The organism is Motiliproteus coralliicola, from assembly GCF_003345655.1.
Classification (GTDB): domain Bacteria; phylum Pseudomonadota; class Gammaproteobacteria; order Pseudomonadales; family Balneatricaceae; genus Motiliproteus; species Motiliproteus coralliicola.
Genome location: NZ_QQOH01000003.1, coordinates 339372 through 362717, shown reverse-complemented (window position 1 = coordinate 362717; position 23346 = coordinate 339372). Strand labels below are relative to the sequence as shown.

General features: G+C 55.1%; 30 protein-coding genes. 12 read left to right on the top strand and 18 right to left on the bottom strand.

Translation table 11 applies throughout. From position 1 onward, the window contains the following. Window positions 1–40 precede the first annotated feature (40 nt). Entirely contained in the window at window positions 41–622 is a 582-nt protein-coding gene (locus DV711_RS12495; RefSeq protein ID WP_114696040.1) for a gamma-glutamylcyclotransferase, read from the bottom strand. Window positions 623–762: 140 nt separating this feature from the next. Between DV711_RS12495 and DV711_RS12490 the strand changes: the two genes are divergently transcribed. The 5 genes from DV711_RS12490 to DV711_RS12475 all read left to right on the top strand — a co-directional run bounded on the left by DV711_RS12490 (window position 763) and on the right by DV711_RS12475 (window position 4913). Continuing rightward, window positions 763–1239 (top strand): NfeD family protein, encoded by a 477-nt coding sequence (locus DV711_RS12490; RefSeq protein ID WP_114696039.1) that lies wholly within the window; start codon window positions 763–765, stop codon window positions 1237–1239. A 2-nt stretch (window positions 1240–1241) separates the two neighbouring features. Next, window positions 1242–2177, top strand: a complete 936-nt coding sequence (locus DV711_RS12485) for an SPFH domain-containing protein (RefSeq protein ID WP_207802629.1) — start codon at window positions 1242–1244, stop codon at window positions 2175–2177. Between the two features lie 477 nt (window positions 2178–2654). After that, complete coding sequence (locus tag DV711_RS19375) at window positions 2655–2846, top strand: hypothetical protein (RefSeq protein WP_133297457.1); 192 nt, start codon at window positions 2655–2657, stop codon at window positions 2844–2846. A 21-nt stretch (window positions 2847–2867) separates the two neighbouring features. After that, entirely contained in the window at window positions 2868–3713 is an 846-nt protein-coding gene (locus DV711_RS12480) for an AAA family ATPase (protein WP_114696038.1), read from the top strand. Window positions 3714–3731: 18 nt separating this feature from the next. Continuing rightward, window positions 3732–4913 (top strand): vWA domain-containing protein, encoded by a 1182-nt coding sequence (locus DV711_RS12475; protein WP_114696037.1) that lies wholly within the window; start codon window positions 3732–3734, stop codon window positions 4911–4913. A gap of 24 nt (window positions 4914–4937) precedes the next feature. Here the strand turns inward: DV711_RS12475 and DV711_RS12470 are convergent, their stop codons facing one another. Next, window positions 4938–5660 (bottom strand): sulfite exporter TauE/SafE family protein, encoded by a 723-nt coding sequence (locus tag DV711_RS12470; protein WP_114696036.1) that lies wholly within the window; start codon window positions 5658–5660, stop codon window positions 4938–4940. 225 nt (window positions 5661–5885) lie between these two features. Between DV711_RS12470 and DV711_RS12465 the strand changes: the two genes are divergently transcribed. Genes DV711_RS12465 through DV711_RS12455 form a run of 3 tightly spaced genes read left to right on the top strand, consistent with a single transcriptional unit; the run spans window position 5886 to window position 7034 of the window. Further along, on the top strand, window positions 5886–6131 hold the full coding sequence (locus tag DV711_RS12465; RefSeq protein ID WP_114696035.1) for a VF530 family protein: 246 nt from the start codon (window positions 5886–5888) through the stop codon (window positions 6129–6131). A 1-nt stretch (window position 6132) separates the two neighbouring features. Beyond that, window positions 6133–6588, top strand: a complete 456-nt coding sequence (locus tag DV711_RS12460) for a DUF4442 domain-containing protein (protein WP_114696034.1) — start codon at window positions 6133–6135, stop codon at window positions 6586–6588. Window positions 6589–6644: 56 nt separating this feature from the next. Continuing rightward, a complete protein-coding gene (locus DV711_RS12455; protein ID WP_243633812.1) occupies window positions 6645–7034 on the top strand; it encodes an MAPEG family protein in 390 nt (129 codons plus the stop codon). Here the strand turns inward: DV711_RS12455 and DV711_RS12450 are convergent. The 3 genes from DV711_RS12450 to DV711_RS12440 form a co-directional block, all read right to left on the bottom strand. Next, entirely contained in the window at window positions 7006–7578 is a 573-nt protein-coding gene (locus tag DV711_RS12450; protein WP_207802628.1) for a GNAT family N-acetyltransferase, read from the bottom strand. The genes DV711_RS12455 and DV711_RS12450 overlap by 29 nt on opposite strands. Window positions 7579–7618: 40 nt before the next feature. Then, window positions 7619–9511, bottom strand: a complete 1893-nt coding sequence (locus DV711_RS12445) for a bifunctional diguanylate cyclase/phosphodiesterase (RefSeq protein WP_114696033.1) — start codon at window positions 9509–9511, stop codon at window positions 7619–7621. Window positions 9512–9891: 380 nt separating this feature from the next. Further along, window positions 9892–10800 (bottom strand): LysR family transcriptional regulator, encoded by a 909-nt coding sequence (locus DV711_RS12440; protein ID WP_114696032.1) that lies wholly within the window; start codon window positions 10798–10800, stop codon window positions 9892–9894. 99 nt (window positions 10801–10899) lie between these two features. Between DV711_RS12440 and DV711_RS12435 the strand changes: the two genes are divergently transcribed. Genes DV711_RS12435 through DV711_RS12425 form a run of 3 tightly spaced genes read left to right on the top strand, consistent with a single transcriptional unit; the run spans window position 10900 to window position 12821 of the window. After that, the gene (locus DV711_RS12435; protein WP_114696031.1) at window positions 10900–11904 is read left to right on the top strand and encodes a zinc-binding alcohol dehydrogenase family protein; all 1005 of its coding nucleotides are present in this window, start codon (window positions 10900–10902) and stop codon (window positions 11902–11904) included. Between the two features lie 48 nt (window positions 11905–11952). Next, window positions 11953–12243, top strand: a complete 291-nt coding sequence (locus DV711_RS12430; RefSeq protein ID WP_114696030.1) for a putative quinol monooxygenase — start codon at window positions 11953–11955, stop codon at window positions 12241–12243. 29 nt (window positions 12244–12272) lie between these two features. Next, window positions 12273–12821, top strand: coding sequence for a thioredoxin family protein (locus tag DV711_RS12425; RefSeq protein WP_114696029.1), 549 nt, complete (start codon window positions 12273–12275; stop codon window positions 12819–12821). Window positions 12822–12824: 3 nt separating this feature from the next. Here the strand turns inward: DV711_RS12425 and DV711_RS12420 are convergent, their stop codons facing one another. From DV711_RS12420 to DV711_RS12360, 13 genes are all read right to left on the bottom strand, one after another. Beyond that, on the bottom strand, window positions 12825–13052 hold the full coding sequence (locus DV711_RS12420; protein ID WP_114696028.1) for a GDCCVxC domain-containing (seleno)protein: 228 nt from the start codon (window positions 13050–13052) through the stop codon (window positions 12825–12827). A 67-nt stretch (window positions 13053–13119) separates the two neighbouring features. After that, the gene (msrB, locus tag DV711_RS19725) at window positions 13120–14298 is read right to left on the bottom strand and encodes a peptide-methionine (R)-S-oxide reductase MsrB (RefSeq protein WP_114696027.1); all 1179 of its coding nucleotides are present in this window, start codon (window positions 14296–14298) and stop codon (window positions 13120–13122) included. A 153-nt stretch (window positions 14299–14451) separates the two neighbouring features. Continuing rightward, on the bottom strand, window positions 14452–14673 hold the full coding sequence (locus tag DV711_RS12410) for a hypothetical protein (RefSeq protein WP_114696026.1): 222 nt from the start codon (window positions 14671–14673) through the stop codon (window positions 14452–14454). Between the two features lie 270 nt (window positions 14674–14943). Beyond that, a complete protein-coding gene (locus DV711_RS12405; RefSeq protein WP_114696025.1) occupies window positions 14944–15426 on the bottom strand; it encodes a GNAT family N-acetyltransferase in 483 nt (160 codons plus the stop codon). A 5-nt stretch (window positions 15427–15431) separates the two neighbouring features. Next, window positions 15432–15773 carry a hypothetical protein gene (locus DV711_RS12400; RefSeq protein ID WP_114696024.1) on the bottom strand — a complete coding sequence of 114 codons (342 nt, stop codon included), beginning with the start codon at window positions 15771–15773 and terminating at the stop codon, window positions 15432–15434. 24 nt (window positions 15774–15797) lie between these two features. Continuing rightward, complete coding sequence (locus tag DV711_RS12395) at window positions 15798–16106, bottom strand: hypothetical protein (protein WP_114696023.1); 309 nt, start codon at window positions 16104–16106, stop codon at window positions 15798–15800. 97 nt (window positions 16107–16203) lie between these two features. Continuing rightward, window positions 16204–16665 carry a methyltransferase family protein gene (locus DV711_RS12390; RefSeq protein ID WP_114696022.1) on the bottom strand — a complete coding sequence of 154 codons (462 nt, stop codon included), beginning with the start codon at window positions 16663–16665 and terminating at the stop codon, window positions 16204–16206. Beyond that, window positions 16658–17188, bottom strand: a complete 531-nt coding sequence (locus DV711_RS12385; RefSeq protein WP_114696021.1) for a GNAT family N-acetyltransferase — start codon at window positions 17186–17188, stop codon at window positions 16658–16660. The genes DV711_RS12390 and DV711_RS12385 overlap by 8 nt, the downstream gene beginning before the upstream one ends. 104 nt (window positions 17189–17292) lie before the next feature. Next, window positions 17293–17769, bottom strand: coding sequence for a YybH family protein (locus tag DV711_RS12380; RefSeq protein WP_114696020.1), 477 nt, complete (start codon window positions 17767–17769; stop codon window positions 17293–17295). Window positions 17770–17917: 148 nt separating this feature from the next. Further along, the gene (locus DV711_RS19505; protein WP_165840105.1) at window positions 17918–18136 is read right to left on the bottom strand and encodes a hypothetical protein; all 219 of its coding nucleotides are present in this window, start codon (window positions 18134–18136) and stop codon (window positions 17918–17920) included. 96 nt (window positions 18137–18232) lie between these two features. After that, window positions 18233–18676, bottom strand: a complete 444-nt coding sequence (locus DV711_RS12375) for a hypothetical protein (protein WP_114696019.1) — start codon at window positions 18674–18676, stop codon at window positions 18233–18235. An 829-nt stretch (window positions 18677–19505) separates the two neighbouring features. Beyond that, the gene (locus DV711_RS12365) at window positions 19506–20648 is read right to left on the bottom strand and encodes a hypothetical protein (protein ID WP_114696017.1); all 1143 of its coding nucleotides are present in this window, start codon (window positions 20646–20648) and stop codon (window positions 19506–19508) included. Between the two features lie 227 nt (window positions 20649–20875). Next, on the bottom strand, window positions 20876–21280 hold the full coding sequence (locus DV711_RS12360) for a hypothetical protein (protein ID WP_114696016.1): 405 nt from the start codon (window positions 21278–21280) through the stop codon (window positions 20876–20878). A gap of 345 nt (window positions 21281–21625) precedes the next feature. Between DV711_RS12360 and DV711_RS12355 the strand changes: the two genes are divergently transcribed. Continuing rightward, entirely contained in the window at window positions 21626–23179 is a 1554-nt protein-coding gene (locus DV711_RS12355) for an ABC transporter substrate-binding protein (RefSeq protein ID WP_114696015.1), read from the top strand. The last annotated feature ends 167 nt before the right edge of the window (window positions 23180–23346 follow it).

Genomic DNA, 23346 nt, shown 5'->3' with positions numbered 1-23346 from the left:
CATACCCCGAATAGGGTAATTCTAGTTTGTTGGTGTTGAACTACAGCTTGTCGGCGATTTCGCTCAGGTGCGGGTCGTGCAGCCCCAACTGGTCCAGGTGCTCGATGGTGTTGAGTAGGTAATCGCGGCTGGAACCGCTGATGCCGACCGCATCGCGGACATGGCGGGCGCATTCGGTCGGACTCTGGCGACCGGCGTACTGGGGACTGTCGCGATCGACCACAAAGGTCAGACCCATGACGGTCGATTGGCCTTGATAGGGGCTCTCCAGCTGCAGCGGATGAAAGCGGGCGTGATACAGAGGCGTCGGCATTTCACGGGCAAACAGGTAATCGGCGATCTCTTGCTTCTGTTGTGGATCGACCCGATAAGCGCAGCCGCGGCAGGAGCCGCCCCGATCCAGCCCCAACACCATGCCGGGATTCTCAACGGTACCACGATGGGTGTGGGACCAGACGCACAGCGAACGGTGGTAACCGTAAAGCCGGGCCGGCAGCCGGTCGGTAAAGTCGAACCCGGGTCGCCACAGCAGCGAGCCGTAGGCGAACACCCACAGATCACCCTCGGGTAGCTCAGGACAGATGGCGTCGGGATGGACCTGTAGGCGGGTGTCGGCGTGCATCGAAAATTCCGTTGGCAGGGGGCTGTAAACAGGCCCAGGGGATATACCTTGAAGTACAACTACTTTAAAGTTCAATGCGTTAATTGCCAAATGGACCGGAGCGGAGCCGCTTCCGGTATTGAAGAAGGAGTGACACAAGGATGGGTTGGGAAATAGAAGCCTGGCACCTGTGGTTGCTGGCCGGCATGGTACTGGCGGCGATGGAGATGCTGGGGTTGGCGTTTGTGGCCTTGGCCTTGGGGGTGTCCTGTATTGCCGGTGCAGTTGCGGATCTGGTCGGAGCATCATTGACGGTACAGATCGCGGCAACTGCCCTGATGGCGATCCTGCTAACGCCGTTATTTGTGCGCTGGTTTCAGTCCCGCAAGGGCGGTGATGACAAGATCAGCCTGGTGGGAGAGAGCGGTAGCGGTGGTCAACTCTGTACGCTGTTGGAGCAACAGGGGCGGATCGGGGTCAAGATCAAGGGGGATTTCTTCCCCGCCGAATCGTCCGACGGGCGTGAACTCAAGGTGGGCCAACGGGTTGAACTGCAACATTTCAGTGGTATCACCGCGATGGTGTGTCCACTCAATTCGGACTCATCCGAGTCCGACGATGCCGGCAAGGAGCCATAATCATGATTGAAATAACTCCGGTTACTATTCTGATCGCCGTATTTGCCTTGGCGATCATCATCTTCCTGGTCAAGGGCCTGGTCATCGTGCAACAGAGTGAGGCGATGGTGATCGAACGCCTGGGTGAGTACTCGCGTACCCTGGAGCAGGGATTGCACCTGCTGATTCCGTTTATCGATCAGCCTCGAGCGATCCAGATGCGCCGCTACCAGACCCTGGACGGTGTGCAGATTCCGGTGACGGCCCTGTCCACCCGGATCGATCGTCGTGAAATCGTGGCCGACTTCCCGAAGATTCCGGTGATCACCAAGGATAACGTCACGGTGCTGGTTGATGCGGCGTTGTACTTCCAGATCATCACGCCCAAGGATGCGGTGCTGGCGGTCGAGAACCTGATCCAGGCGATCGAGACCCTGACCCAGACTTCGCTGCGTTCCAAGGTTGGTGAGATGGAGCTCGACAAGCTGCTGGAGAGCCGCGCCGAGATCAACAATGCGCTGACCGTGACGCTGGACGAAGCCGGTAATAAATGGGGCACCAAGATCAATCGGGTAGAAGTCCAGAACATCATCGTTCCGGAAGAGGTGGAGCAGGCGATGCGCAAGCAGATGAGCGCTGAACGTGAACGCCGCGCTACCGTGACCGCTGCCCAGGGGGAAAAGGAAGCTCAGATCAATGTCGCCGAAGGTGAAAAACAGGCCGCGATCCTGCGCGCCGAAGGTCAGCGCCAGGCGATCCGGACAATCATGGAAGCGACCGGTACCACGGTGAAAGAGGAGCAGATCCTCAGCTACCTGATCGCGCTGGAATACATGAAGACCCTGCCCGAAATCGCCAAAGACGGTGAGCGGGTGTTCCTGCCCTATGAAGCCAGCTCGCTGCTGGGGTCGATTGGGTCGATTAAGGATTTGTTACCGGGGGCTTCGATCAAGTCTTAATCGGGGTTTGCTCGTTGACGGCAGAGTTGCTCGGGTTTGAGTGCTCTGCCGTTTTTTTCCTGCTCAATATCTCAGTTTACTGATAGTTCTTATTGCGCTCTCCCGAGCGCCTTCATTCTTTGCTCATAGCGGCAAAGAACGAAGCAAGAAAACGCCTAGCCCGATGACTTGGCCCTTCGGGCTACCCTGCGCGCTGGATTACAAAACGGGCTCCGATGGAAACTCGGCCTCCGGCCTCAGACAGCCATCGTCGCTGACCCGTTTTTCAAACCAGTGCTCGGCTGCGTCAAGGGCGGTTGAGTCCGTGCCAGCCGATCTATCGATCTTTCAGCTCCACATTTTTGTTTCAGAATAAACTCCAACTCCCCCCTTTTGCGCCGGTGAGCACTGCAGACTGGTAATGGAGAAGAGCGATTTATGTCTGAGAGAGCGAAGCGAGCGAGTTAAAATCGCGGCCATTGACAGGTGAAGCGCGCAATGAAGTCGGCAACGCCGACCAAGCAAGTGGGGCGTTTTTTCTTTGCTTCTGTTTCTTTTGCACGGGCAAAAGAAATGAAGGCGCCCGGCAAGGCGCAACGGGATCTATCAATCTTCGCAGTAATTCAGAACAGCATCAGAAACCAGCCTCAGTTAAAAACTTCTGTTAGACTACGGGTTTTCCAGTATTAAACCCGAGTGGGGAGCTCTGTTATGCGCTTTGAAGGCACCGACCAATACGTCGCCACCGATGACCTGCGAATGGCGGTTAACGCCGCGATTACCCTGCAGCGTCCGCTGCTGGTTAAAGGTGAGCCGGGAACCGGTAAGACGATGCTGGCCGAAGAGATTGCTGCAGCGCTGGGTAAGCCGTTGTTGCGCTGGCATATCAAATCCACCACTAAGGCGCAGCAGGGCCTGTATGAGTACGATGCGGTGTCGAGATTGAGAGACTCGCAGCTGGGGGACGACCGGGTTCACGATATCGCCAACTACATCAAGAAGGGGATGCTGTGGGAGGCGTTCGGATCTGATGAGCAGGTGGTGCTGCTGATCGATGAGATCGATAAAGCCGATATCGAATTCCCCAACGACCTGCTGGTTGAACTCGATAAGATGGAGTTCTTCGTTTACGAGACCGGCGAGCGGATCCAGGCCAAGCAGCGCCCTATCATCATCATCACCTCCAACAACGAGAAGGAGCTGCCGGACGCCTTCCTGCGCCGCTGCTTCTTCCACTACATCCAGTTCCCCGATAAGCAGACCATGGAGCAGATTGTCGAGGTCCACTTCCCGCAGATCGAAGCCCGACTGGTGCAGCAGGCGCTGGAGGTGTTCTTTCAGGTTCGCGAGGTCAACGGCCTGAAGAAGAAACCGTCCACGTCGGAGCTGATCGACTGGCTCAAGTTGCTGATGGCCGACAATATTCCGCCGGAAGTGCTGGCCGACCGCGATCCCACCAAGGCGATTCCGCCGCTGTACGGCGCTCTGCTGAAGAACGAGCAGGATGTGCATATGCTGGAACGGCTGGCGTTTATGGCTCGCCGTGAATCCCGCTAAATAGTCTGGAACAGTCTTATGCTGATCGACTTTTTCGGCGAGCTGCGCAAGGCGCGGGTGCCGGCCACCCTGAAAGAACTGCTGTCGCTGCTCGAAGCGATCGAAGCCGGCTTCGCCTTTGCCGACCTGGAAGAGTTCTACCTGTTGTCCCGTACCTGCCTGGTCAAGGATGAGAAATACTTCGACCGTTTTGACCGCGCCTTCGGGGCCTATTTCAGCAACCTGACCGAGCTGGAAGGCGAAGGTTTGGTGGAGGCGCTGATTCCGGAAGACTGGTTGCGGGCTGACTTTCTGAAGCAGTTGTCGGACGAGGAGAAGGCCAAGATCGAGTCGTTGGGTGGTTTCGACAAGCTGATGGAAACCCTCAAGCAGCGCCTCGAAGAGCAACAGAAGCGTCATGCCGGTGGTAACAAGTGGATCGGTACCGGTGGCACCTCACCGTTCGGTCACAGCGGCTACAACCCCGAAGGTATTCGCATCGGGGGTGAGAGTCGCAACAAACGTGCGGTCAAGGTGTGGGAGAAGCGCCAGTTCCGGGATCTGGACGATAGCGTCGAACTGGGGACCCGCAACATCAAGGTGGCGCTGCGCAAACTGCGCAAGTTCGCCCGCACCGGTGCGGCCGAAGAGCTGGATCTGGACGATACCATCCGTTCCACCGCCAACAACGCCGGCTACCTCGACCTGAAGATGGTGCCCGAGCGTCACAACGCGGTGAAGGTACTGCTGTTCTTTGATGTGGGCGGCTCGATGGATCCGTACATCCGTCAATGCGAGCAGTTGTTCTCGGCGGCCCGAACCGAATTCAAGCATCTGGAGTATTTCTACTTCCACAACTGCCTCTACGAGAAAGTATGGAAGAACAACGTCCGCCGTCAGAGTGAGTCGATTCCGACCTACGATCTGCTGCACACCTACGGCCCCGATTACCGGGTGATCTTTATCGGCGATGCGTCGATGTCACCCTACGAGATCGCCTACGCCCACGGTAGTGTCGAGCATTGGAACGAAGAGCCGGGCCAGGTCTGGCTGCAGCGGGTACTCGATACCTGGGATAAGTGCATCTGGCTGAATCCGATGGCCGAGCAGTACTGGAACTACACCCAGTCGATCGGCATGATCCGCAAGCAGTTCGAAGGGCGGATGTATCCGCTGACGCTGGAAGGGATGGAGCAGGGTATCAAGACACTGTCTCGATAGTGCTTGAGGGCTTAAACGAGACGCCTAAAACAGGCTGCGACCGATCAGCAGCAGCGCGCTGACGCTGGATAGGATCAGTACCGCCGGGCGGGCGTAACCCTGATCGATAAAACCGGCCAGCCGCGGTGAGATCAGATAGCCGATCACAAAGCCCGGCACCAGAGTCAGGCCCGAGATCAACTCGGCCTGGCCGAAGCGTCCGGCCCAGTGAAGCAGCGCCAGCATCATCAGCGACGACAGGCAGTACAGTAGCGCCAGCGTGGCTCTTAGGGTCGGACCGCTATGGTGCTGATACAGCAACGCCAGCACCGGCGCGCCGATACCGGCGGCGGTCCCCATCACCCCGGACAGCAGTCCCGCACCGAAACAACCGCCGACGCTGAAGTTAAAGCGGGGTTGGCGCAAGCTCAGCCCTACCGCCAGCAGGATCATCACCCCGAACAGCAGCCCCAGTTTCTCCAACGGCAGCTTGGCCACCGTAGCAGCGGCGACTACCGTCCCCAGCAACAATCCACCCAGCAGCGGCTTGAATCCTTCGAAATCGATCTGCTGCCGACCGGCGATCGCCATGGTGGTCGACAATGCCAGACTGGCGAATATCATCGGTCCGGGCACCAGGCTCAAACTCAGCATCGCCAATAGCGGCACCACGATCAAACCGGCGCCCAAGCCGGTTGCCGCCTGCAGCAGGGCGCCGCTGGCGACGCTGATTGTGGCGATGGCGAAGTGGCTGAGGGTCCATTCCATGGTGGCTTTCGTTATTGTAAACAAAGCTAGAGTATACCCACCCCGGAGTGACAATTTGGCTCGAAAACGGATGCAATGCGGCGTTTTTTGTACTGGAGCGAGTGTGGGAAAAGTCGCAAGATCGTCATTACAGCTCTGCGACTTCTGTAAACCGGGCTTTAGCGTAGCGCATCGTGGCCGTTGACTATCAGTCACTCAAACCAAACGAGGCGAAACAATAAGACGATGAGTACCGAACAACCCAACAATCCCTTGCATGGCATCACGCTCGAACAGATCGTCACCAAGCTGGTCGATCATTACGGCTGGGTAAAACTGTCCCAGCGGATCGATATCAACTGCTTTAAGAAGGATCCATCGATCAAGTCGTCGCTGAAGTTTTTACGCAAGACCCAGTGGGCCAGAACCAAGGTCGAGGATCTCTATATCTCCACCTTTGCCAAGCAATCGCCCTGGAAAACACCAAGATAAGATGAATTTGTCGCCCAACCGCCTCAGAAAACTGCTCAACTTCTACCCGCCTTATCTGGGGGCCGGGGTCAAAGTGAATTACATCAGCGAGGACTGGAGCGAACTGCACGTGTCGATGGCGATGCGTTGGTACAACCGCAACGCCGTGGGGACTCACTTCGGCGGTAGCCTCTACTCGATGATCGATCCGCATCTGATGTTGCTGCTGATGCAGCAGCTGGGCCGGGACTATCTGGTGTGGGACAAAGCCGCCGAGATCGAGTACATCAAGGCGGTGAAGGGCAGGGTCAGTTCGGTGATTCGGGTGACCGAACAACAGCTGGCTCAGATCAAATCCCACACCGACGGCGGCGACAAGCATTACCCGGAGTTTTGGCTGGAGATCCTCGACGAACACGGTGAGCTGGTCGCCAAGGTGAAGAAGATCCTCTACGTCAAACGCAAGGCGGCAGCCTGAATTTACGTTGTTAACAACGAACTTCGCGCTCAGGCTTCGTCAGGAGATAACGGATCATGTTGATGATCACCCCGCTGTATGCCGGACTGCTGGCACTACTGTTTGTCGGCCTGAGTGTTCGCACACTGTTGTTGCGACGTAAGTTACGGGTGGCGGTTGGAGACGGCGGCGATAAGGCGCTGTTGAGAGCGATGCGGGTTCATGCCAACTTTGTTGAGTATGTGCCGATCAGCCTGGTACTGATTGCGATGCTGGAGCTGAGTCAGATCAGCACAGTTGTCGTTCATGCTCTGGGTCTCTGCCTGCTGCTGGGACGGCTGAGCCATGCCTACGGTGTCAGTCAGCTCAAAGAAGACTTCCGTTTTCGGGTCTTCGGCATGGCACTGACTTTTGCCGCGTTGGTCAGTGCCGCCTTTATCAATCTGTTGCAGGCGTTGTTGGCCTAATCGAGGCTGTGTTTTGCTGCAGCCAGCGTTGACGGGTTAGTCGGTAAAGATGCACCGTTCGCTGGTGAAAGTCGGTCTTTGCGTCGAGGTGCAAACCGGCCTTCTGGGCCACCCGTAAGGAGGCCTGATGGTCCGGCTCGATGATGGCCACGATCGACTCTACCGGGAAGTGTCGGAACGCATCGTCGATCACCGCCCTGGCCGCTTCGGTCGCCAATCCCCGGTTCCAATAGCATTGCGCCAGTCGATAGCCGAGGTTGATCTCGTCCCGTTCCGCGATTCTCTCCATACCGACACCGCAAAACCCCACCAGCTCGCCACTGGCTTTGTCGATCAGCGCTGACGGGCCGAATCCCTGTTCGGCATAACTGGTCTGACACCAGAGAATAAACCGGTGGGTTGCCGGCTCGTCACAGACACCGCGGATGGAGTGTTTCATCACCTGCGGATCACTCAGAATTCGGCACAGGGGTTCCAGATCGGTAAGCGTTAGCGGGCGGATAGTCAGCCGCTGGGTCTCAATAGGGATAATCTGACCCTCCATGGATCTTCAGGCTCGGGTCCATCGGGTGGACGGATAACGCTCAGTGTGCAGTCCGGCTCAGGCCGATATAGTCGGCGTCGAAAGTATCCGCCGGCACCGGTACACCGTACCAGTATCCCTGGCCGTAGTCGCAGTTCTCTTGCTGCATGAAGCGGTGATGTTGCTCGGTCTCAACCCCTTCGGCGATCACTTTGAGATTAAGTTTGCGAGCCAGTGCAATGATGGCTCGGGCCAGCTCCCGGTCCTGGGCGTTGCTGTGGGAGTCGGTGATGAAACTACGGTCAATCTTGAGGGTGTCGAAGGCGTATTTCTGCAGGTAGCTCAGTGATGAGTAGCCGGTACCGAAGTCGTCCAGCGACACACGGACATGCAGATCGCGCAACTGTCGCAGCACGATCTCGGCCTGATAACTGTCCTGTAGCAGTACCCCTTCGGTCACTTCCAATTCCAGGCTACGGGGATCGAGATCGTAGCAGCGCAGTAACTGGTCGATCTGCTGAACCAGTCTCGGATCACTGATCTGAATCGGTGAAATATTGATGGCGATGCGAAATGGACGACCGAGACGGTCCTGCCATTGCTTGGCCTGCTGAATCGCAGAGCGCAGCACGAAGTTTCCGATCTCGTTGATCTGTCCGGTCTTCTCGGCAATGCCGATAAACTGCTCCGGATCGACTTCACCCAACTGGGCATTGTTCCAGCGCAGCAGCGCCTCGGCACCGATCACCTGCTGATTCTGGACCGATACGACCGGTTGGTAATGGACTGAAAGCTCTTCGTTGCGCAGTGCATCGACCACATAGGACTCAAGCTGATAGCGCTTATCCAGCTCGGCCTGGGTTTGTTGGCTAAAGAAACAGAACGGCTGATCCTGCTCTTTGGCCACCGCCAACGCGGCGCTGGCTTTCTGCAGCAGGGCGAGAGGTTCAGTACTGTCGCTGGGGGCGACGGCGATACCGGCGTTGAAGCTTAGTGAGATTTGGTGATGGTCGATCTCGAACGCTTGGCTCAGCCGTTGAGTCAGTTGTTGCAGCGACTGCATCGCCGCATCGGTGGAAGCTGCGCAGGGTAGCAGGATCAGGAACTCATCGCCGTTACCTCGGGCCACGCTATGCTCGATGGTCAGGCCGCTTCGCAAGCGTTGTCCCAGGGCTTTCAGCAGCTCGTCGCCTATCGTGTGGCCGTAGCTGTGATTGACCGACTTGAAATTACGCGGCCCCAGGCAGATCACCGCCAGTTGTTGTTGGGAGTTGGCATAATGCTGGATCATGTTTCCCAAAGTCTCGGTCAGCGAAGCTCGGTTAGGCAGGCCGGTCAGTGGGTCGAAGCGACGGTTGTGCTCGAGCACGCTTTCAGCCGCATTGCGTCGATCGATCTCACTGGCCAAGCGATTATTTAGCTTTTGGAGTTCAATGGTGCGCTGTTGAACCCGTTGTTCCAGCTGTTGATTGTTGATAATCAACTGGTGCTGTTGGTAGAGGATTTTAAGATCCGCCTCGAGGGTTTCCCGGAACCGGGCCAGCAGCTCCTTGCTGCGTCGGTTGTAGTGATTTTCCTTGCCGTCGAGCATACAGAGGGTGCCGAACGGTTGCCCGTCTGGCCAATTCAACGGCAGGCCGTAGTAGGAGATCATCCCCAGTTCGATATCCGGGTTCTGATTCCAATCCTCGTCGGTCAGCGCATTGGGAATCAGCAGTTCCTGGCGGGTTTGAATCACGGTTTCGCAGTACAGCCCGGTATTCAGATTAGCCATCTCATTGACCGGATAGGGGTTGCCGTCGCTATGACTGGTGGCAAAAACCTCAATCTGTTGCTCATGTACGCGCATCACCAGGGACGCAGGGATTTCGGCGATCTCGGCGATCAGGTCGACGGTTTTCTGCCAGTGCTGGAGCATCTGCTCGGGTACTGCGAGTTGTCGTGTATCAATCATGCCGATTTACTCTGCCAGGCGGGAATGGATTATCGGCTTGAAACCTCAGTCGATACTGATCCTCCTTAATCCCGTTGGGTTTATCAGTTGCAGACTTTCTTATATTAGAAGGAACAAGTAATTCTTAGCATCTGCCCTGCTAAAAATACAGCGATGTCGAATCACCGGCTTGAAATCCGTCGGTGGAGTTGGGGATAAATGTAGGATTTGAGCGGTTGGAGGTCTTGAGGCTATCCCCAATATCTGTGGATAAAATTGGGGATCGGCTCGGGGTAGTAGCTGGAAGGCCAAGTTTCATGGTGCCTGCAGCGGACTGAGCGAAAAATGTTCGGGTCGATACGCGGCATGAATAGGCTGAGTTATCAACTACTTTCAGCGGTTTAATTGTCACGGCTATTGGACAGCAGTTCGATGCATCGTTGGCGCAGCAGATCACGAAGCATCAGCACAGCCGGGGTAACCTGACGACGGCTGGGGCAGATCAACCAGACCTTCAACGGCGGTGTTTGAAAACCTTTGAACAGCTGCACCAGTCGACCGTGTTGAAGATCCATCGCCACATCCAGTCTCGACTTGAATAGCACGCCTTTATCGGCCACCGCCCAACGCCGCACAATTTCTGCATCGTTGCTCTCACGATTGCCTGCCACCTTGACCCGATAACGCCCCTGATCGTCACGAAACTCCCAGGTGTCATAGAGCCCTTTGTCGAGCCGGTAGAGCAGGCAGTTGTGATTCCGAAGTTCGTTGGGGTGCTGGGGCTCACCCTGTTTGGCGAGGTAGCCGGGAGAGGCACAGACGATGCGATCAACCGTGGCGAGTTCGAACGCCACCATTGAAGAATCCTCCAACTCTCCGTAACGCATCGCGACATCAACCCGATCCAGGTAAAAGTCCGATACCGAATCACCCACGATTAGGTTCAGCGACAGGTCGGGGTGCTCGTCCATCGCCTCATCCAGCCAAGGTTGGACTAGGTTACGGCCCAGGTCGGATGAGACCGAGAAACGGAGCTGTCCGGCGATTTTACCCTGGCTCTGTTGAATAGAGGCTTTGCCTTCATCGATTGAGGCCAGGGCCTGTCGGCAGTGAAGCAGGAACCTTTCTCCCTCGTCGGTAATCCGCAGTTGTCGGGTTGAACGGATAAACAGCTGGGTATCGAGTTGCTTCTCAAGCCGCTTCAGCGCTGCACTGGCGGCAGCCGGGGTGATATCCAGTTGCTGGGCCGAAGCAGTGATGCTGCCGCTGTCGGCGGTGCGGACAAACAGATTCAGATCGGTCAGATTCATTATCAAAAATAATTTGAAAATAATTAAATCATAGCATGGTTTTTAGTATGGAAAGGCTGAGCCAGAATGTCGCCATCAATCACCGAGGAGACAACAACCATGAAAGCCATTGGTTATACACAGGCCGGCCCCATCGACGCTGCAGAGTCCCTGATCGAATTCGAGACCGAACAGCCGACGCTGGGACCCAGGGATCTGCTGGTCGAGGTGCGGGGGATTTCGGTTAACCCGGTCGATGTGAAGGTTCGCGCCAACGTCTCGCCGGAGCAGGGCCACAAAATTATTGGCTATGATGCCGCCGGTGTCGTCCGCCAAATCGGCAGTGAGGTGATCAACTTTCAGGTCGGCGAAGAGGTGTTCTACGCCGGCGATATCACCCGTCCGGGCACCAATTCGGAACTCCACGCCGTGGATGAGCGGATCGTGGCAAAGAAACCGCAATCACTGGGGTTCGCCGAGGCGGCCGGACTCCCGCTGACCTCCGTCACCGCCTGGGAGATGCTGTTCGATGCGTTCGGTTTGAAAGAGGGCGAAGGCGAGGGCGAGACGCTGTTGGTAATCGGTGGTGCCGGTGGAGTGGGATCGATTCTGATCCAACTGGCCAAGCAGCTTACCGGCCTGAGCGTGATCGCCACCGCTTCTCGCCCGGAGACGATCGACTGGGTCAAGAAGATGGGCGCCGACCATGTCATCAACCACCGCGAATCGCTGGTCGATCAGGTTAAGGCGCTGGAGCTCGAACCGCGCTACGTTGCCGCGCTGACCAACACCGACGATCACTTTGGTGCGATTCTGGAGCTGATCAAGCCTCGCGGGCACGTGGCGGTGATCGATGATCCGCAGGTGCTGGATATCAAGCCGGGCAAGATGAAAGCGCTGAGCTTCAGCTGGGAGTTTATGTTCACCCGCTCGATGTTCCAGACCGAGGATATCGATAAACAGCACCAGCTGTTGAGTCGGGTTTCAAGCCTGATCGACAAGGCCAAGCTGGTCTCTACCGTGACTAACAACCTGGGCAAACTGAGCGTTGATACCCTGAAGCAGGCCCATACTCACCAGGAGAGCGGTCGGGCGATCGGCAAGCAGGTGCTGGAAGGTTTCTAACCTAGCTTTCTATCCTAATCACTTAAGCGCAACACAAAAGGGTCCACCATGAGCCAACTAACCATCGTTGCCAATATCAAAGCCGAAGCCGACAAGATCGAGTTGGTTAAGACCGAGCTGGAAAAACTGATCGAGATTACCCGTGCCGAGGCGGGTTGCATCAACTACGATCTTCATCAGGATAACGACAACCCGGCCCACTTCCTGTTCTACGAGAACTGGGAATCTCGCGAGCTGTGGCAGGCTCATATGGCGAACCAGCATCTGCAGGATTACCTGGCCGCCACCGAGGGAGCCGTGGCGGAGTTCACCCTCAACGAGATGAGCCGGGTCGGCTAATCACGACAACGGACAAGAAGGAGACGCCCATGTTATTAGATACCCCGGTTTGCGATTTTGGTTGGAAAGCGCCGGAATTCAGCCTCAAGGATGCGGACGGCAAACTCCATCGGATGAGCGACCACCTGACCGATAAGGGGCTGCTGGTCATGTTCATCTGCAACCATTGCCCCTATGTTCAGCGGATCGCTGAGCGACTGGCGGCCGATACCCGGCAACTGATGGACCAAGGCATCGGTGTACTGGCGGTGATGTCGAACGACTACCAGCGCCATCCGCTGGATGCGCCGGACAACATGAAGCGTTTTGCCGCCGAGTATGGCTTTGCCTTTCCCTATCTGGTCGATGAGGACCAATCGGTGGGGCGCGAGTATGGTGCAATCTGCACGCCGGATTTCTTCGGCTTCAACGGCAAGGGCGAGCTGCAGTACCGGGGCCGGTTGGATGACGCCAAGATGGCCGACAGTGCCGATCGGGAAGCCGAACTGCTCAAGGCGATGGGCCAGATCGCCAGCACCGGACAGGGGCCGCAGATTCAGCATCCCAGTATGGGCTGCTCGATCAAGTGGCGGGATTAGCGCTTAGCCGATTGTGTTCCCACAGCAGGGTTGTTGTTGGTGTTGAATCGGCGGGCAGGGCACATCGCCGTAGGAGCAGAATACACAGCAGTCACCGGGGTGCGGCTTCATCAGCCGTTGGCAGTTGGCGCAGCAGTGATAGTAGAGGCAGGCATTGGTCGGCATGGTTAGCCGCTGGCAGTGCCCGCAGTGCGGGCACGTCAGGGTCGACTCCAAGATCAGTGTGGTCACCGGACACCTCCTTGGATGATCGAAGCGCCTGGGACCAGGGATCGCGCAGGCGCAGGGTTGTCATCGATTACTGGAACAGGGCGGCGTACTGGCCGTAGCCCTCCTCTTCCAGCTTCTCTACCGGCACAAAGCGCAGTGCGGCGGAGTTGATGCAGTAGCGCAGTCCGGTCGGCTCCGGACCATCCTTGAACACGTGGCCCAGGTGTGAGTCGCCGTGCTTGCTGCGGACTTCGGTGCGCGGCAGCAACAGTTTGAAATCACGCTTCTCGACGATATAGGCGGATTCCAGCGGCTGGTAGAAGCTCGGCCAGCCGGTGCCGGACTTGTACTTGTGGGTCGAGGAGAACAGCGGCTCGCCACTGACGATATCGACGTAGATGCCCGGCTGCTTGTTATCCCAGTACTCGTTATTGAACGGCTGTTCGGTGCCTTCGTGCTGGGTGACCTTGTACTGCAGCGAGGTCAGCTTCTGCTTGATTTCACTGTCGCTAGGCTTGCTGTAGCTTGGGCTGGAATCATTCATCGTCATCTTCCCGGCTTGTTCAGGTTGAGCGGTTTTAACCATCATCGGCGGCTCAGGCGGTGCCAACTTCAGGTCTTTGCCCCAGGTTTTCTCCAGATACTGGTCGCGACCGGAACCGTGACGGTAGAACTTATAACGGATCGGGTTACGACTGTAGTAGTTCTGATGATAGCCTTCGGCCGGCCAGAAGGTTTCCAGCGGCAGCAGCTCGACGGTCAGCGGCTTGTCGTAGCGACCGGTGGCTTCCAGCGCCTGCTTCGAGGCTTCGGCCTGGGCCTTCATCTCGGCATCGGAGTAGAAGATCGCCGGACGGTATTGCGGACCCCGGTCAACAAACTGACCACCGCTATCGGTCGGATTCACATGACGCCAGTACACCTGCAGCAGGTAGTCGTAGCTGACCTTGGTCGGATCGTAGTAGACGATCACCGCCTCGATGTGACCGGTCTGACCGGCGGACACCTGACGATAGGTGGGGCGATCCTCTTCACCGCCGGTGTATCCCGACACGGCCTCGATCACGCCATTGACCTTTTCAAAATCGGATTCGGTACACCAGAAGCAACCACCGGCAAACACGGCGGAGGCGGTACCTTCGGGTAGCTCGGGAATCTCGTAGTTGTTGGCCGCACGCATGGTGCTGGTGTAGACAAGGCCGGCGCCTAGAATCACGGTCGCCAATACCCCGGGAAGTCGGCCGGAAAAAATGGAAAGCAACTTCATTGTTTAACCCCTGTATCGATCGTTGTTATTAGCTATACGCAGTAACTGGGGGTTTAGATGCAGAAAAGCGGGAAATATTTCATTCCGGCGCCAGGTTTTTTGTTGCCGCACCGGACGGCGCTGCTGATCGGGTCGTGGCTAGCTAGTGTGCGGTTAGAACACCATCGGGGTTGAGATCGACTGGATAATCAGCTGTTCCGCGTTCTTCAGTGCCGAGGCAGCATCCAGTAGTTGCTGCTCTGACAGCTGCTGACCGGCCTCCAGCGCGGCTGGCTTGAGCGTCGACAACCAGTGATCTTTACCGCCGACCGTAGCCGCAGCACCGGTCACCAGCAGGCAGAGTGCGAAAGCGGAAAGGGGGGCACGCAGCGACATGAGATCTCCTTACTGTTTACTGGCAATGGATGGACAAACGGCCGGTTAGCGCCATGTAGTTTTCTGCATATTCAGGAACAGTGCCGCAGGGTTAGGCGGAAACGGGTAAGAAAGCGCAGTTTACTGATCGTAAATGAGCATTTTGAACCCGTTTCCAACGACGCCATGTGGTGCTGTGTCGGTTATGCAAAGCTTCTTTTGAGTGAAGGACTATAGCGGGATGGAGGTAAAGGCGGGGTAAGGGAAAGTTAAAGAAAGTGTAAAGATCGCCTAGCCGACAAGCTTTCGAAGGCCTTGCTGGGATAACTGCATGCGGAAATTTTGCAGCCGTTGGCCGTAGCGAAGCACTACCTGAGCCTCCACAATCTCAAATCCGTGACGCTCGAAAAACGGCAGCGCAACCTTGCTGGCCTCCACGCTTAACGTATTCAGCCCAAGCTGATAAGCAGCCCGGCACAGGTGGGTCAGCAACGCGGTGGCAATCCCCCGGTGCTGGTGATCCGGATGCACATACAAGCAATCGATATAGCCGTGTTCGCGCAGTTCGATAAAGCCGACGATCTGGCCATTGGAAACTGCCACGAACGGTTGGCTGGTCTGCAGCCGCGCCTGCCACTTGGCGTAATCCGTCGGCGGCGCCCAGGCCTGTTTCTGCGCCGGCGTATAGATCGCATCATCGATGGCATAGACCGAACGGTGGAACAGATCGGCGATCTCGTCACTGTCGACGGATTGGAAGTTGCGGATCTTCATGGGGTCTATTGCTCAAGCCATCGAAACTGTGAATCACACTGCCTGGTCGACCGACCTGTTGCATCAAAGGCGCCGGAAATATCACACCAGAGATCGGCGGTAATTACGTAAAGGGGCTTACTGTAATGAAACACCAGCGCCGCCATCAAAAAGCCAATACAGAGACAAACTGCTGCCAGAGAGGTGTGGACTACCCGGCCATAGCGGCAAGATCGCTTCGTCTCGACCTCTTTCAGGACGAATAGCGGCAGATAAGCCAGCAGTCCGACAACGCAGTAGCTGACAAAGATAACCCCCAGCAGGAGCAAAAAGATCGGGACAATAACCACCAGAGAGAGTGCGAGCATGACGTTATCCTTGTCGTGCAGGTTCTACAGTAAGACACCAAATCCGGTCTCAGAAAGCAGCAAAATGCCATAAATCGACATCAAGCTCAGCGGGATCGCGGGGATCAACCAAGCCAATACTAAACATACCTTGCCGATTTTACTGAGTGTGAGTTGCCTCAAGTGAGTAAGGCTTTGGTAACCCAGCCAAAAGATCATAGGAAGAAACCAAAACACTACGGCGGTCGATCTGGCCGCGCCGTCCAGCCCAGGGCCGCCTGCAATAATAATGGCAAGAACCGCAGTGAGCACCGCCGCGAGCGGCAAAAGAATCCAGGCTTTTGGGGTTAACATCCCTGCGCCACTATGCTGGCTTTTCCCGTGCTGGCCGCAGCTCTAGAGCGTTCATCATGGGGTTGATTGGCTAGCAGAAATTGTTGGCTTGGTGTGTCTACAGCCATCTTCGAGCTTTTTTCTTGTAAGCCAAGAAGTCTGATCCAAATAATAAATCCAGCGCTTGCTCTTCTGGCTGAATCTGAAACCTGTTCATATACCAAACGAACCCGAGGGTTAAGACCAGAGCATAGAGATTGGCCAGAAAAAGCCCCCAACCGATCAGTGCGAATAAAAAACCGACGTACATGGGGTTTCGTGTGTGTCGGTAGATGCCTTTGGTAACAAGTGCCGAAGCGGCATTCGGTGTCGTTGGGTTAACCGTTGTCTTGGCCTTGTTGAAGCTGTAAACGCCGGATACAGAGAAACACACACCGATGGCGGCAAAGAACAACAAGGCAGTGATTCTGGCTGCCAGAGGGACCGCTACACTGGGCAGCAGCCAAGCGATCGCCCACATCAGCGTAGCAAAGAGAATGACCAGTAACACCGGTGGGATCTTTAACTCAAGGCTAACCATCAGTGTTCTCTGTGCGTGGCGTGGAGATCGTATATTCAAAAAAAACAACACCATCTCCACTATTTGGCTGCTCTATAAAGCCTTGTCTTTTAAGTAAATTGGCTGATGCGACATTGGACTCCTCAACGCCAGCGATTAACTTTACCCAAGACTCGTTGTTCGAAATTTCTCCAATAAATCCTGTAAGTAATTCACTGGCTAACCCTTTTCCCCAGTAGTCTTCAGCAAGCAAGTAACCGATATGAGCATCAGTGTCGTTTTCGACAGAGGCGAACAAAAAGCCAATCAGAGTGCCCTCTACCGAGGTTACGAGAAACAATCGGCTCTCCGACAACATTCGATCAAGCCAGATTTCAGCTAGCTCTTTCGAGTCAATACCATGAAAGTAAGGGGGAAGGTTTTCAACTACGGGCGGAGTCAAAATTTTGGGTATCCGCTCAAGCAAAGACGTGTGCTTACACGAGGTTAAGCTACCTGTTAGCTCAGATACGCTCAGTCTTGAGCTTGCAAATGATAAACCCATGTTTCTCACCAATATCGATAACAACCTTAGCGTATGAAGCGGAGTACGCCTTCGCATCGCGAAGCGATGAATAGGCGTACCTGCTGACTGCGCTTGTTATCCATTTACATCTTGAGATCTACCTTGCCGTGGATGCTGGTGATCAAAGGTTTTCCCTCTTTGTAAATGATTTCGATGGTCTCTACGGTTTCCGATGAAGCAATAATTTGACCGTTCATTTCCACGGTTTCGAGGGTAACATCACTAGCGGTTGCTCGATGCCCGTTTGGACCCATATTAATTTCAATGTCTCTAACTTCGTATGTGAAGTTCGCAGGCATAGCCCAAGATTGCTTAAGCATCGCCTTATAACTATCGACGTTGAGCGTCACCTTGCCGCCCATGTTTGCAGGCAGCTCTAATATTATCTCGGCATCATCAGCTAAATAAGATATTAGCTTGTCAGCATCATGAGACAAAACTGCCTGCTCCATCTGATTTAGCATTTTTCGGACATCATTCTCCGTCATTCCAGAATCAGCGACAACACTGAATGAAACAAGCATGGAAATTGCTACCAAAAGGTTTTTTATGTAATTCAATTTAACTCTCCTTAGTTTGATTGATACATCATGGTAAATAATTCTTTATTAACGATATCCAAACCACGAAGCGGTTTGGTGTTCCGAGCCAGCTTGCTGGCTTAAGTTGATTGCCTTGTATGGTTGATTTCTTCTCCATTTTACAACGTTAAGGATCTTGACGAATAAAGTCTCTAAGCAACCAATAGCTGATCGCGAAATTTATAATTACCACAACAATAAACTCGATAGGGTTTTCCTCTCTTGTAATATATCTTGATATAGAGTGCTTACCCCCAATCCCTAAAGTCTCTCCTGTGGCAAGGGCAGATAATGCACATACCAGCATAAATACCCCTAAAGCTAATGAAACAATATTTTTAGGCATTTCTACGAAGACACATAACGCCGCGCTAACGGGACGAAGCCGCGTAGCGGTTGAGTTACAAGCCCAACTAAGTTGGGCGTTAAGTTGAGCGCCTTGTTAAATTTCCGTAACGGCAAGGCCTGGATAATCCTTTACTGCTTGCGCTGCTGCTGTGAGCCCTTCGTAGCCAGAAATATCAATCTTTTGAGAATTTTGCATGAAGAACCGTATTTTTTGAGGAGTTCCATGAAGCGTTGATATTTCAGCAGAAGCCACGTCTTTGAAGCGAATGAACCCCTCATAGTTTTGGCTTGGCTCAACCATCTTTATGAAATCGTTGGTGACTTCAATAAACTTCTCGTTTTCTGCTTCGTATATATCAGATATATCAGTTTTTAATTTGAAAAATAATGCGACCCCTACGCCTAGAACGGCAAAAAAAGACCAGCCAACCCAGGCGGCCTTGCCATAGATGAATAAAGCAAAGATGAGCGCAGTAGGCACCCCGAAAAGGAGGGCTTTGTTTCTGGCTTTGCTGCTGGATCGCTGAAGTTGAGTCATAGGAAATTTAACGCCGCAATAACCGGCAGCTGGATCGACGCGAAGCGGCGAGTAAGCTGTCCGGCGCCGCAGGCGCGTAGTTGATTGCTTTGTTATACGATGACTCTATATATTTCATTTTGGTCACTGAAAATATGGTTAAGCCCTTTCACAAAGGAGCTATAGGCTTCGTCTCCAATGTCGAAAGTAATTTTGAAGCACCTAATGTTTGGTAAACGATCAAACGGCTTTGATAGATGTATTTCAAGGTGACTTCGAGAAACTTCACACTGTGATATGCAGTTGTACCCGGAGTTGATTTGATCGCTGTACTCTAGGTGGACACCCCAGTCATCATCGTCGCCGAGGGTTACACCTCGTTGAAACACCACATACTGAAAGTGCCCAGAACTATCCTCAGAACCTCTGGCACCTGATATGACCGTATCAAATTCTTCTGTAGTTGAGGCTTCAGTTGCGGTGAATTCAAGCACCATAGTTGGATCTACTCGTATAACAGTCTGGTTATGAGGACGCTGTCCTCATAACAATTATTAGCGGGACGTCCATCTATCCCCTCAAGAAACTGACTAGCCTCTTGGTAACCATCTGTTTAGTAACAGCTTTGTCTTCCAAAGTAAGTTGTCGCCACGTGAAATGTGGACGTATAAGCGGCGTGAATGCTGTTAACTGGGGCGGAGGCGGTAGAAGAGCGCCGTTGAGACTACCTTGCATATCCTTATCTCCCGAATGCATTCCGTTGCTAAGCGGCTGGGCTAAGATAGCCCGACAATCGCTCTGGGTAGCGTTGAGTGTTTCATACTCAACGGCCAAAGAAAACCATGCTGGATCAGGTTACTAGGTCGATCTGCTGTAGGGTGCCAGCTTGGCCGTTCTCGGAGAGATAAACCCCGGTGGCGCGGATTTTTCCCTGAAGTTCGTTGCTGCTGTTTTTCAGCTCAAACGGGGTGTCGGTGGAACCCAGGTAAAGGGCGCCGACCTGAAGTTCGTTGAGGCTGAGCAGTTGGTCATCGCCGTTGTCCTTCTTGATCCAGACCCGGAGTTGGTCGTAGACGTCGTCGGCTTCGTCGATCCAGCCGTTGTTGTCGTCATCATAGGCGGCCAGATCGGCGAAACCGTTACCGCTGAGGGCGCCGAACAGTTCGCGGCCGTCGTTGATGGTGCCGTCACCGTTCTTGTCCAGCGCCAGCATGCCGCTGTGGCTGGCCAGTTGGTTGATCTCGTCGAGCTGGCCGTCGGCGTCGATATCGAACTCAAACTTGTCGGCACGCAGCTCGGCGGCGCGAACATCGAGGTTGATCACCAGCGGGTCCTTCAGCTTGGCGCCGGCTTCGATCAGGACTCGGTCGTGCTCGATATATTCGCGCGACATTTTCAGATCCAGCGCGAAATCAATCTCGCGGCCATCGCTGGTGCGAACCTTGCCTTGGGCCTGAAACTCGGTCTGTTCCGATTCGATGTAGGTGCGCTCGTATTCGTAGCGCATCCCGGCCTGGGGCAGCGGGGCGATACCGGTCTCGGCGCCAGCACTGACGTCGGCGGCTGCTTGGTTCGGGTCGGTATCCAGCTCCGGCTGGCTCAGGTTGATTTCGCGGCCGGTCAGTTGTTCCAGCAGCGCTTTGATCAGCTTCAGACGCGGCGACAGTTCGGGTTTGTAGGCTTCGTCCTGATCGGGCTCGATAGTCGCTGTTGGCGACGAAAGCAGCGGGACCGGCTCGTTGATCTGGCGCTCATCCGGGGCCAGGGTGCCCAGTTCGGCCGGCAATTGTTGGCCGGGGCGATTGTTGGCCATCGCCTGCTGCTGGCTCATCTCCAGTGACAGCCGCCGTCGGCTTTCACTGCTCAGTTCGACCGAGCGGGTGACCTGGCCGTCTTCGTCGACCTGAAACAGACGCAGGGATTCGCGTTCATGCAGTTGTTGATCGGCGCGGTGCTCGGCCTGGAGGTTGACCTGGCTGGATTCGATACGCATCAGTGACTCGCTTGGGCACTGGGGGAAACGGCTTCAGGACGGCTGGCGGGGGCAACGCATGGCCCGGTTCCTGCTGTTTCCGACAGGCCCGGTTTTTCATAAGGGGTAAGGTTTTTTAGCGGCAGGAATCGAGCAGACTTGAGGGGCGGGAGCGGGTTGGCAGCTGCTGATTTTCAAGCCATTGATTTAATTGACCCCAGTTTTACTAATGGGGTGGACTCGAGCAGTTATTGCGGGCGTTGCCGTGGTGTCAGATCGCGTTGTTGCAGCCATTCGTTAGCTTCATCCCAGTCGTGAAATACCGTCAGCAATGCCCCTTGACGGGTGATGCCTGACTTCTGCGCGTACATTCTGAGCATGCCGTAGAGAAAAGGGCGGTTGCCGATGTAGATCGTGGGCGCATCGCGGCGATGGTCACTGTACTGACGGGCGGTCTTGATGACCGAGTCCATCTGCTGGGTCGGCAGTTGGCTCATGTCGGCTTCACAGAAATCCCAGATCACCATCTGACAGCGGGTGAGGGGGTACTGTTTGCTGATGGTTTGGTTGATCTCCTCGATAGTCACGACCCCTTTAACCAAGATGGTCAAGGTGGCATCGGTTTGATCAAAAAAGGTCTCAATGGTGGCCATAACGGATGCTCTAAGCTGTCACTGCCGACTATAGACGATCTTACGGCTTAGGCCAGTTTGCTGCAGTGGCAGACAACGAGAACCGGACTCAAACGGTCGCTAAAATCGCTGTTATGCTCCGTCGATGTAAAAAATATTTAACTTGTTTGTTCCGCGCAAATGCCCTGTCAGCGGGGGCTATGCGTTTCCTGTATCACCGCCCTTTAACATTTCGATTGTGGGGTCATAGTCGTTGACCTAGGCTCTGATTCGGTATTTTCAACACGATAGCTCTATCGAAACCGCCGCAAGCCAGGTCGGCTGTTGGCGGTGCGTTGATAACAACAACCATAAACGGATGGAACGATGAAGAAAATTAGCAACCTGATGGCCGGCGCCGCCCTGACGCTGGGTCTTTCGCTGAGCGCCCACGCTGCCACGCTGAAGATGGCCTACGATGCCGACCCGGTATCACTGGATCCGCACGAGCAGCTTTCCGGCGGTACCCTGCAGCAATCGCACCTGAACTTCGACCCGCTGGTTCGCTGGAACAACGACCTGGGCTTTGACGGTCGTCTGGCCGAGTCCTGGGAGCGGATCGACGACAGAACCGTGCGCTTCAAGCTGCGCTCCGGGGTTAAGTTCCATTCCGGCAACACCCTGAGTGCCGAAGATGTTCGCTGGACGTTCGAGCGTCTGAAGAGCAGCCCGGATTTCAAAGGGATCTTCGCGCCGTTTGAAGGCATCAAGGTTGTTGATGATCTGACTTTCGATCTGATCACGAAGAAGCCGTTCCCGCTGGTGCTGCACTCGGCCACCTACATCTTCCCGATGGATTCCAAGTTCTACACCGGTGAAGATGAGAAAGGTGAGCCGAAAGACAAGCTGGTTAAATTTGCCGGCACTTTCGCTTCCACCAATGTTTCCGGCACCGGTCCGTTTATCGTCACCAGCCGCGAGCAGGGCGTGAAGGTTGAGATGGAGCGTTTTGCCGACTACTGGGACACCAACTCCCCGGGTAACGTCGACAAGATCGTCCTGACTCCCATCAAAGAAGCCCCGACCCGTGTTGCCGCGCTGCTGTCCGGTGATATCGACTTCATGGCGCCGGTTCCGCCGACCGATCACAAGCGTATCAACGGCAACGGTAAGGTTGACCTGGTCACCATGCCGGGCACTCGTATCATCACCTTCCAGATGAACCAGGACCGTCGTGAAGAGTTCAAGGACGTTCGTGTTCGTCAGGCGATCGTTCACGCGATCAACAACGAAGGTATCGTCAAGAAGATCATGAAGGGCTTCGCCACCACGGCTGCTCAACAGAGCCCTAAAGGTTATGCTGGCTACAATGCCAACCTGAAACCGCGCTACGACCTGAAGAAGGCCAAGCAACTGATGAAGGACGCCGGTTACGAGAAGGGTTTCTCCATCACCATGATGGCGCCCAACAACCGTTACACCAATGATGCCAAGATCGCTCAGGCGGTGGCTTCGATGCTGTCCAAGATCAACATCAAGGTTGACCTGAAGACCATGCCGAAGGCGCAGTACTGGCCCGAATTTGATGCCCGCGCCGCAGACATGATGATGATCGGCTGGCACGCGGACACCGAAGATTCGGCCAACTTCACTGAGTTCCTGGCGGCTTGCCCGAACACCGACACCGGTGCCGGCCAGTACAACAGCGGTAACTACTGCAACCCGAAGGTTGACGAGCTGGTCAAGATGAGCGGCACCGAAACCGATCCGGCCAAGCGTGCCGCGATGCTGCAGGAAGTCGAGCAGATCCTGCACGACGAAGCTGCGTTCGTGCCGCTGCACTGGCAGAACCTGGCCTGGGGTGCTTCCAAAAAAGTTAAGGCAGCTCCGGTTCTGAACGTTATGGAATTCCCCTATCTGGGAGATCTGGTGGTCGAATAATCGCCATCAAACCCGGCTGATGGGTGGCTCGTCTCCCGTCCATCGGCCTTGCTGTCGCCTTGCCCAACACTCACGGGGTGGGGCGTCAGCAGCCTTTCCCAGCGCCTAAATATTTTTATAAAACGGTAGCGCTGCGCTCGGAAAGGCTGTTGTTTCGGCGGCCCCGG

Excerpts from the sequence above, each read along its gene's own strand:
- DV711_RS12495 (WP_114696040.1), bottom strand. The coding sequence starts at position 622 with ATGCACGCCGACACCCGCCTACAGGTCCATCCCGACGCCATCTGTCCT.
- DV711_RS12490 (WP_114696039.1), top strand. The coding sequence starts at position 763 with ATGGGTTGGGAAATAGAAGCCTGGCACCTGTGGTTGCTGGCCGGCATG.
- DV711_RS12485 (WP_207802629.1), top strand. The coding sequence starts at position 1,242 with ATGATTGAAATAACTCCGGTTACTATTCTGATCGCCGTATTTGCCTTG.
- DV711_RS19375 (WP_133297457.1), top strand. The coding sequence starts at position 2,655 with ATGAAGTCGGCAACGCCGACCAAGCAAGTGGGGCGTTTTTTCTTTGCT.
- DV711_RS12480 (WP_114696038.1), top strand. The coding sequence starts at position 2,868 with ATGCGCTTTGAAGGCACCGACCAATACGTCGCCACCGATGACCTGCGA.
- DV711_RS12475 (WP_114696037.1), top strand. The coding sequence starts at position 3,732 with ATGCTGATCGACTTTTTCGGCGAGCTGCGCAAGGCGCGGGTGCCGGCC.
- DV711_RS12470 (WP_114696036.1), bottom strand. The coding sequence starts at position 5,660 with ATGGAATGGACCCTCAGCCACTTCGCCATCGCCACAATCAGCGTCGCC.
- DV711_RS12465 (WP_114696035.1), top strand. The coding sequence starts at position 5,886 with ATGAGTACCGAACAACCCAACAATCCCTTGCATGGCATCACGCTCGAA.
- DV711_RS12460 (WP_114696034.1), top strand. The coding sequence starts at position 6,133 with ATGAATTTGTCGCCCAACCGCCTCAGAAAACTGCTCAACTTCTACCCG.
- DV711_RS12455 (WP_243633812.1), top strand. The coding sequence starts at position 6,645 with ATGTTGATGATCACCCCGCTGTATGCCGGACTGCTGGCACTACTGTTT.
- DV711_RS12450 (WP_207802628.1), bottom strand. The coding sequence starts at position 7,578 with ATGGAGGGTCAGATTATCCCTATTGAGACCCAGCGGCTGACTATCCGC.
- DV711_RS12445 (WP_114696033.1), bottom strand. The coding sequence starts at position 9,511 with ATGATTGATACACGACAACTCGCAGTACCCGAGCAGATGCTCCAGCAC.
- DV711_RS12440 (WP_114696032.1), bottom strand. The coding sequence starts at position 10,800 with ATGAATCTGACCGATCTGAATCTGTTTGTCCGCACCGCCGACAGCGGC.
- DV711_RS12435 (WP_114696031.1), top strand. The coding sequence starts at position 10,900 with ATGAAAGCCATTGGTTATACACAGGCCGGCCCCATCGACGCTGCAGAG.
- DV711_RS12430 (WP_114696030.1), top strand. The coding sequence starts at position 11,953 with ATGAGCCAACTAACCATCGTTGCCAATATCAAAGCCGAAGCCGACAAG.
- DV711_RS12425 (WP_114696029.1), top strand. The coding sequence starts at position 12,273 with ATGTTATTAGATACCCCGGTTTGCGATTTTGGTTGGAAAGCGCCGGAA.
- msrB (WP_114696027.1), bottom strand. The coding sequence starts at position 14,298 with ATGAAGTTGCTTTCCATTTTTTCCGGCCGACTTCCCGGGGTATTGGCG.
- DV711_RS12410 (WP_114696026.1), bottom strand. The coding sequence starts at position 14,673 with ATGTCGCTGCGTGCCCCCCTTTCCGCTTTCGCACTCTGCCTGCTGGTG.
- DV711_RS12405 (WP_114696025.1), bottom strand. The coding sequence starts at position 15,426 with ATGAAGATCCGCAACTTCCAATCCGTCGACAGTGACGAGATCGCCGAT.
- DV711_RS12400 (WP_114696024.1), bottom strand. The coding sequence starts at position 15,773 with ATGCTCGCACTCTCTCTGGTGGTTATTGTCCCGATCTTTTTGCTCCTG.
- DV711_RS12395 (WP_114696023.1), bottom strand. The coding sequence starts at position 16,106 with ATGTTAACCCCAAAAGCCTGGATTCTTTTGCCGCTCGCGGCGGTGCTC.
- DV711_RS12390 (WP_114696022.1), bottom strand. The coding sequence starts at position 16,665 with ATGGTTAGCCTTGAGTTAAAGATCCCACCGGTGTTACTGGTCATTCTC.
- DV711_RS12385 (WP_114696021.1), bottom strand. The coding sequence starts at position 17,188 with ATGGGTTTATCATTTGCAAGCTCAAGACTGAGCGTATCTGAGCTAACA.
- DV711_RS19505 (WP_165840105.1), bottom strand. The coding sequence starts at position 18,136 with ATGCCTAAAAATATTGTTTCATTAGCTTTAGGGGTATTTATGCTGGTA.
- DV711_RS12375 (WP_114696019.1), bottom strand. The coding sequence starts at position 18,676 with ATGACTCAACTTCAGCGATCCAGCAGCAAAGCCAGAAACAAAGCCCTC.
- DV711_RS12365 (WP_114696017.1), bottom strand. The coding sequence starts at position 20,648 with ATGCGTATCGAATCCAGCCAGGTCAACCTCCAGGCCGAGCACCGCGCC.
- DV711_RS12360 (WP_114696016.1), bottom strand. The coding sequence starts at position 21,280 with ATGGCCACCATTGAGACCTTTTTTGATCAAACCGATGCCACCTTGACC.
- DV711_RS12355 (WP_114696015.1), top strand. The coding sequence starts at position 21,626 with ATGAAGAAAATTAGCAACCTGATGGCCGGCGCCGCCCTGACGCTGGGT.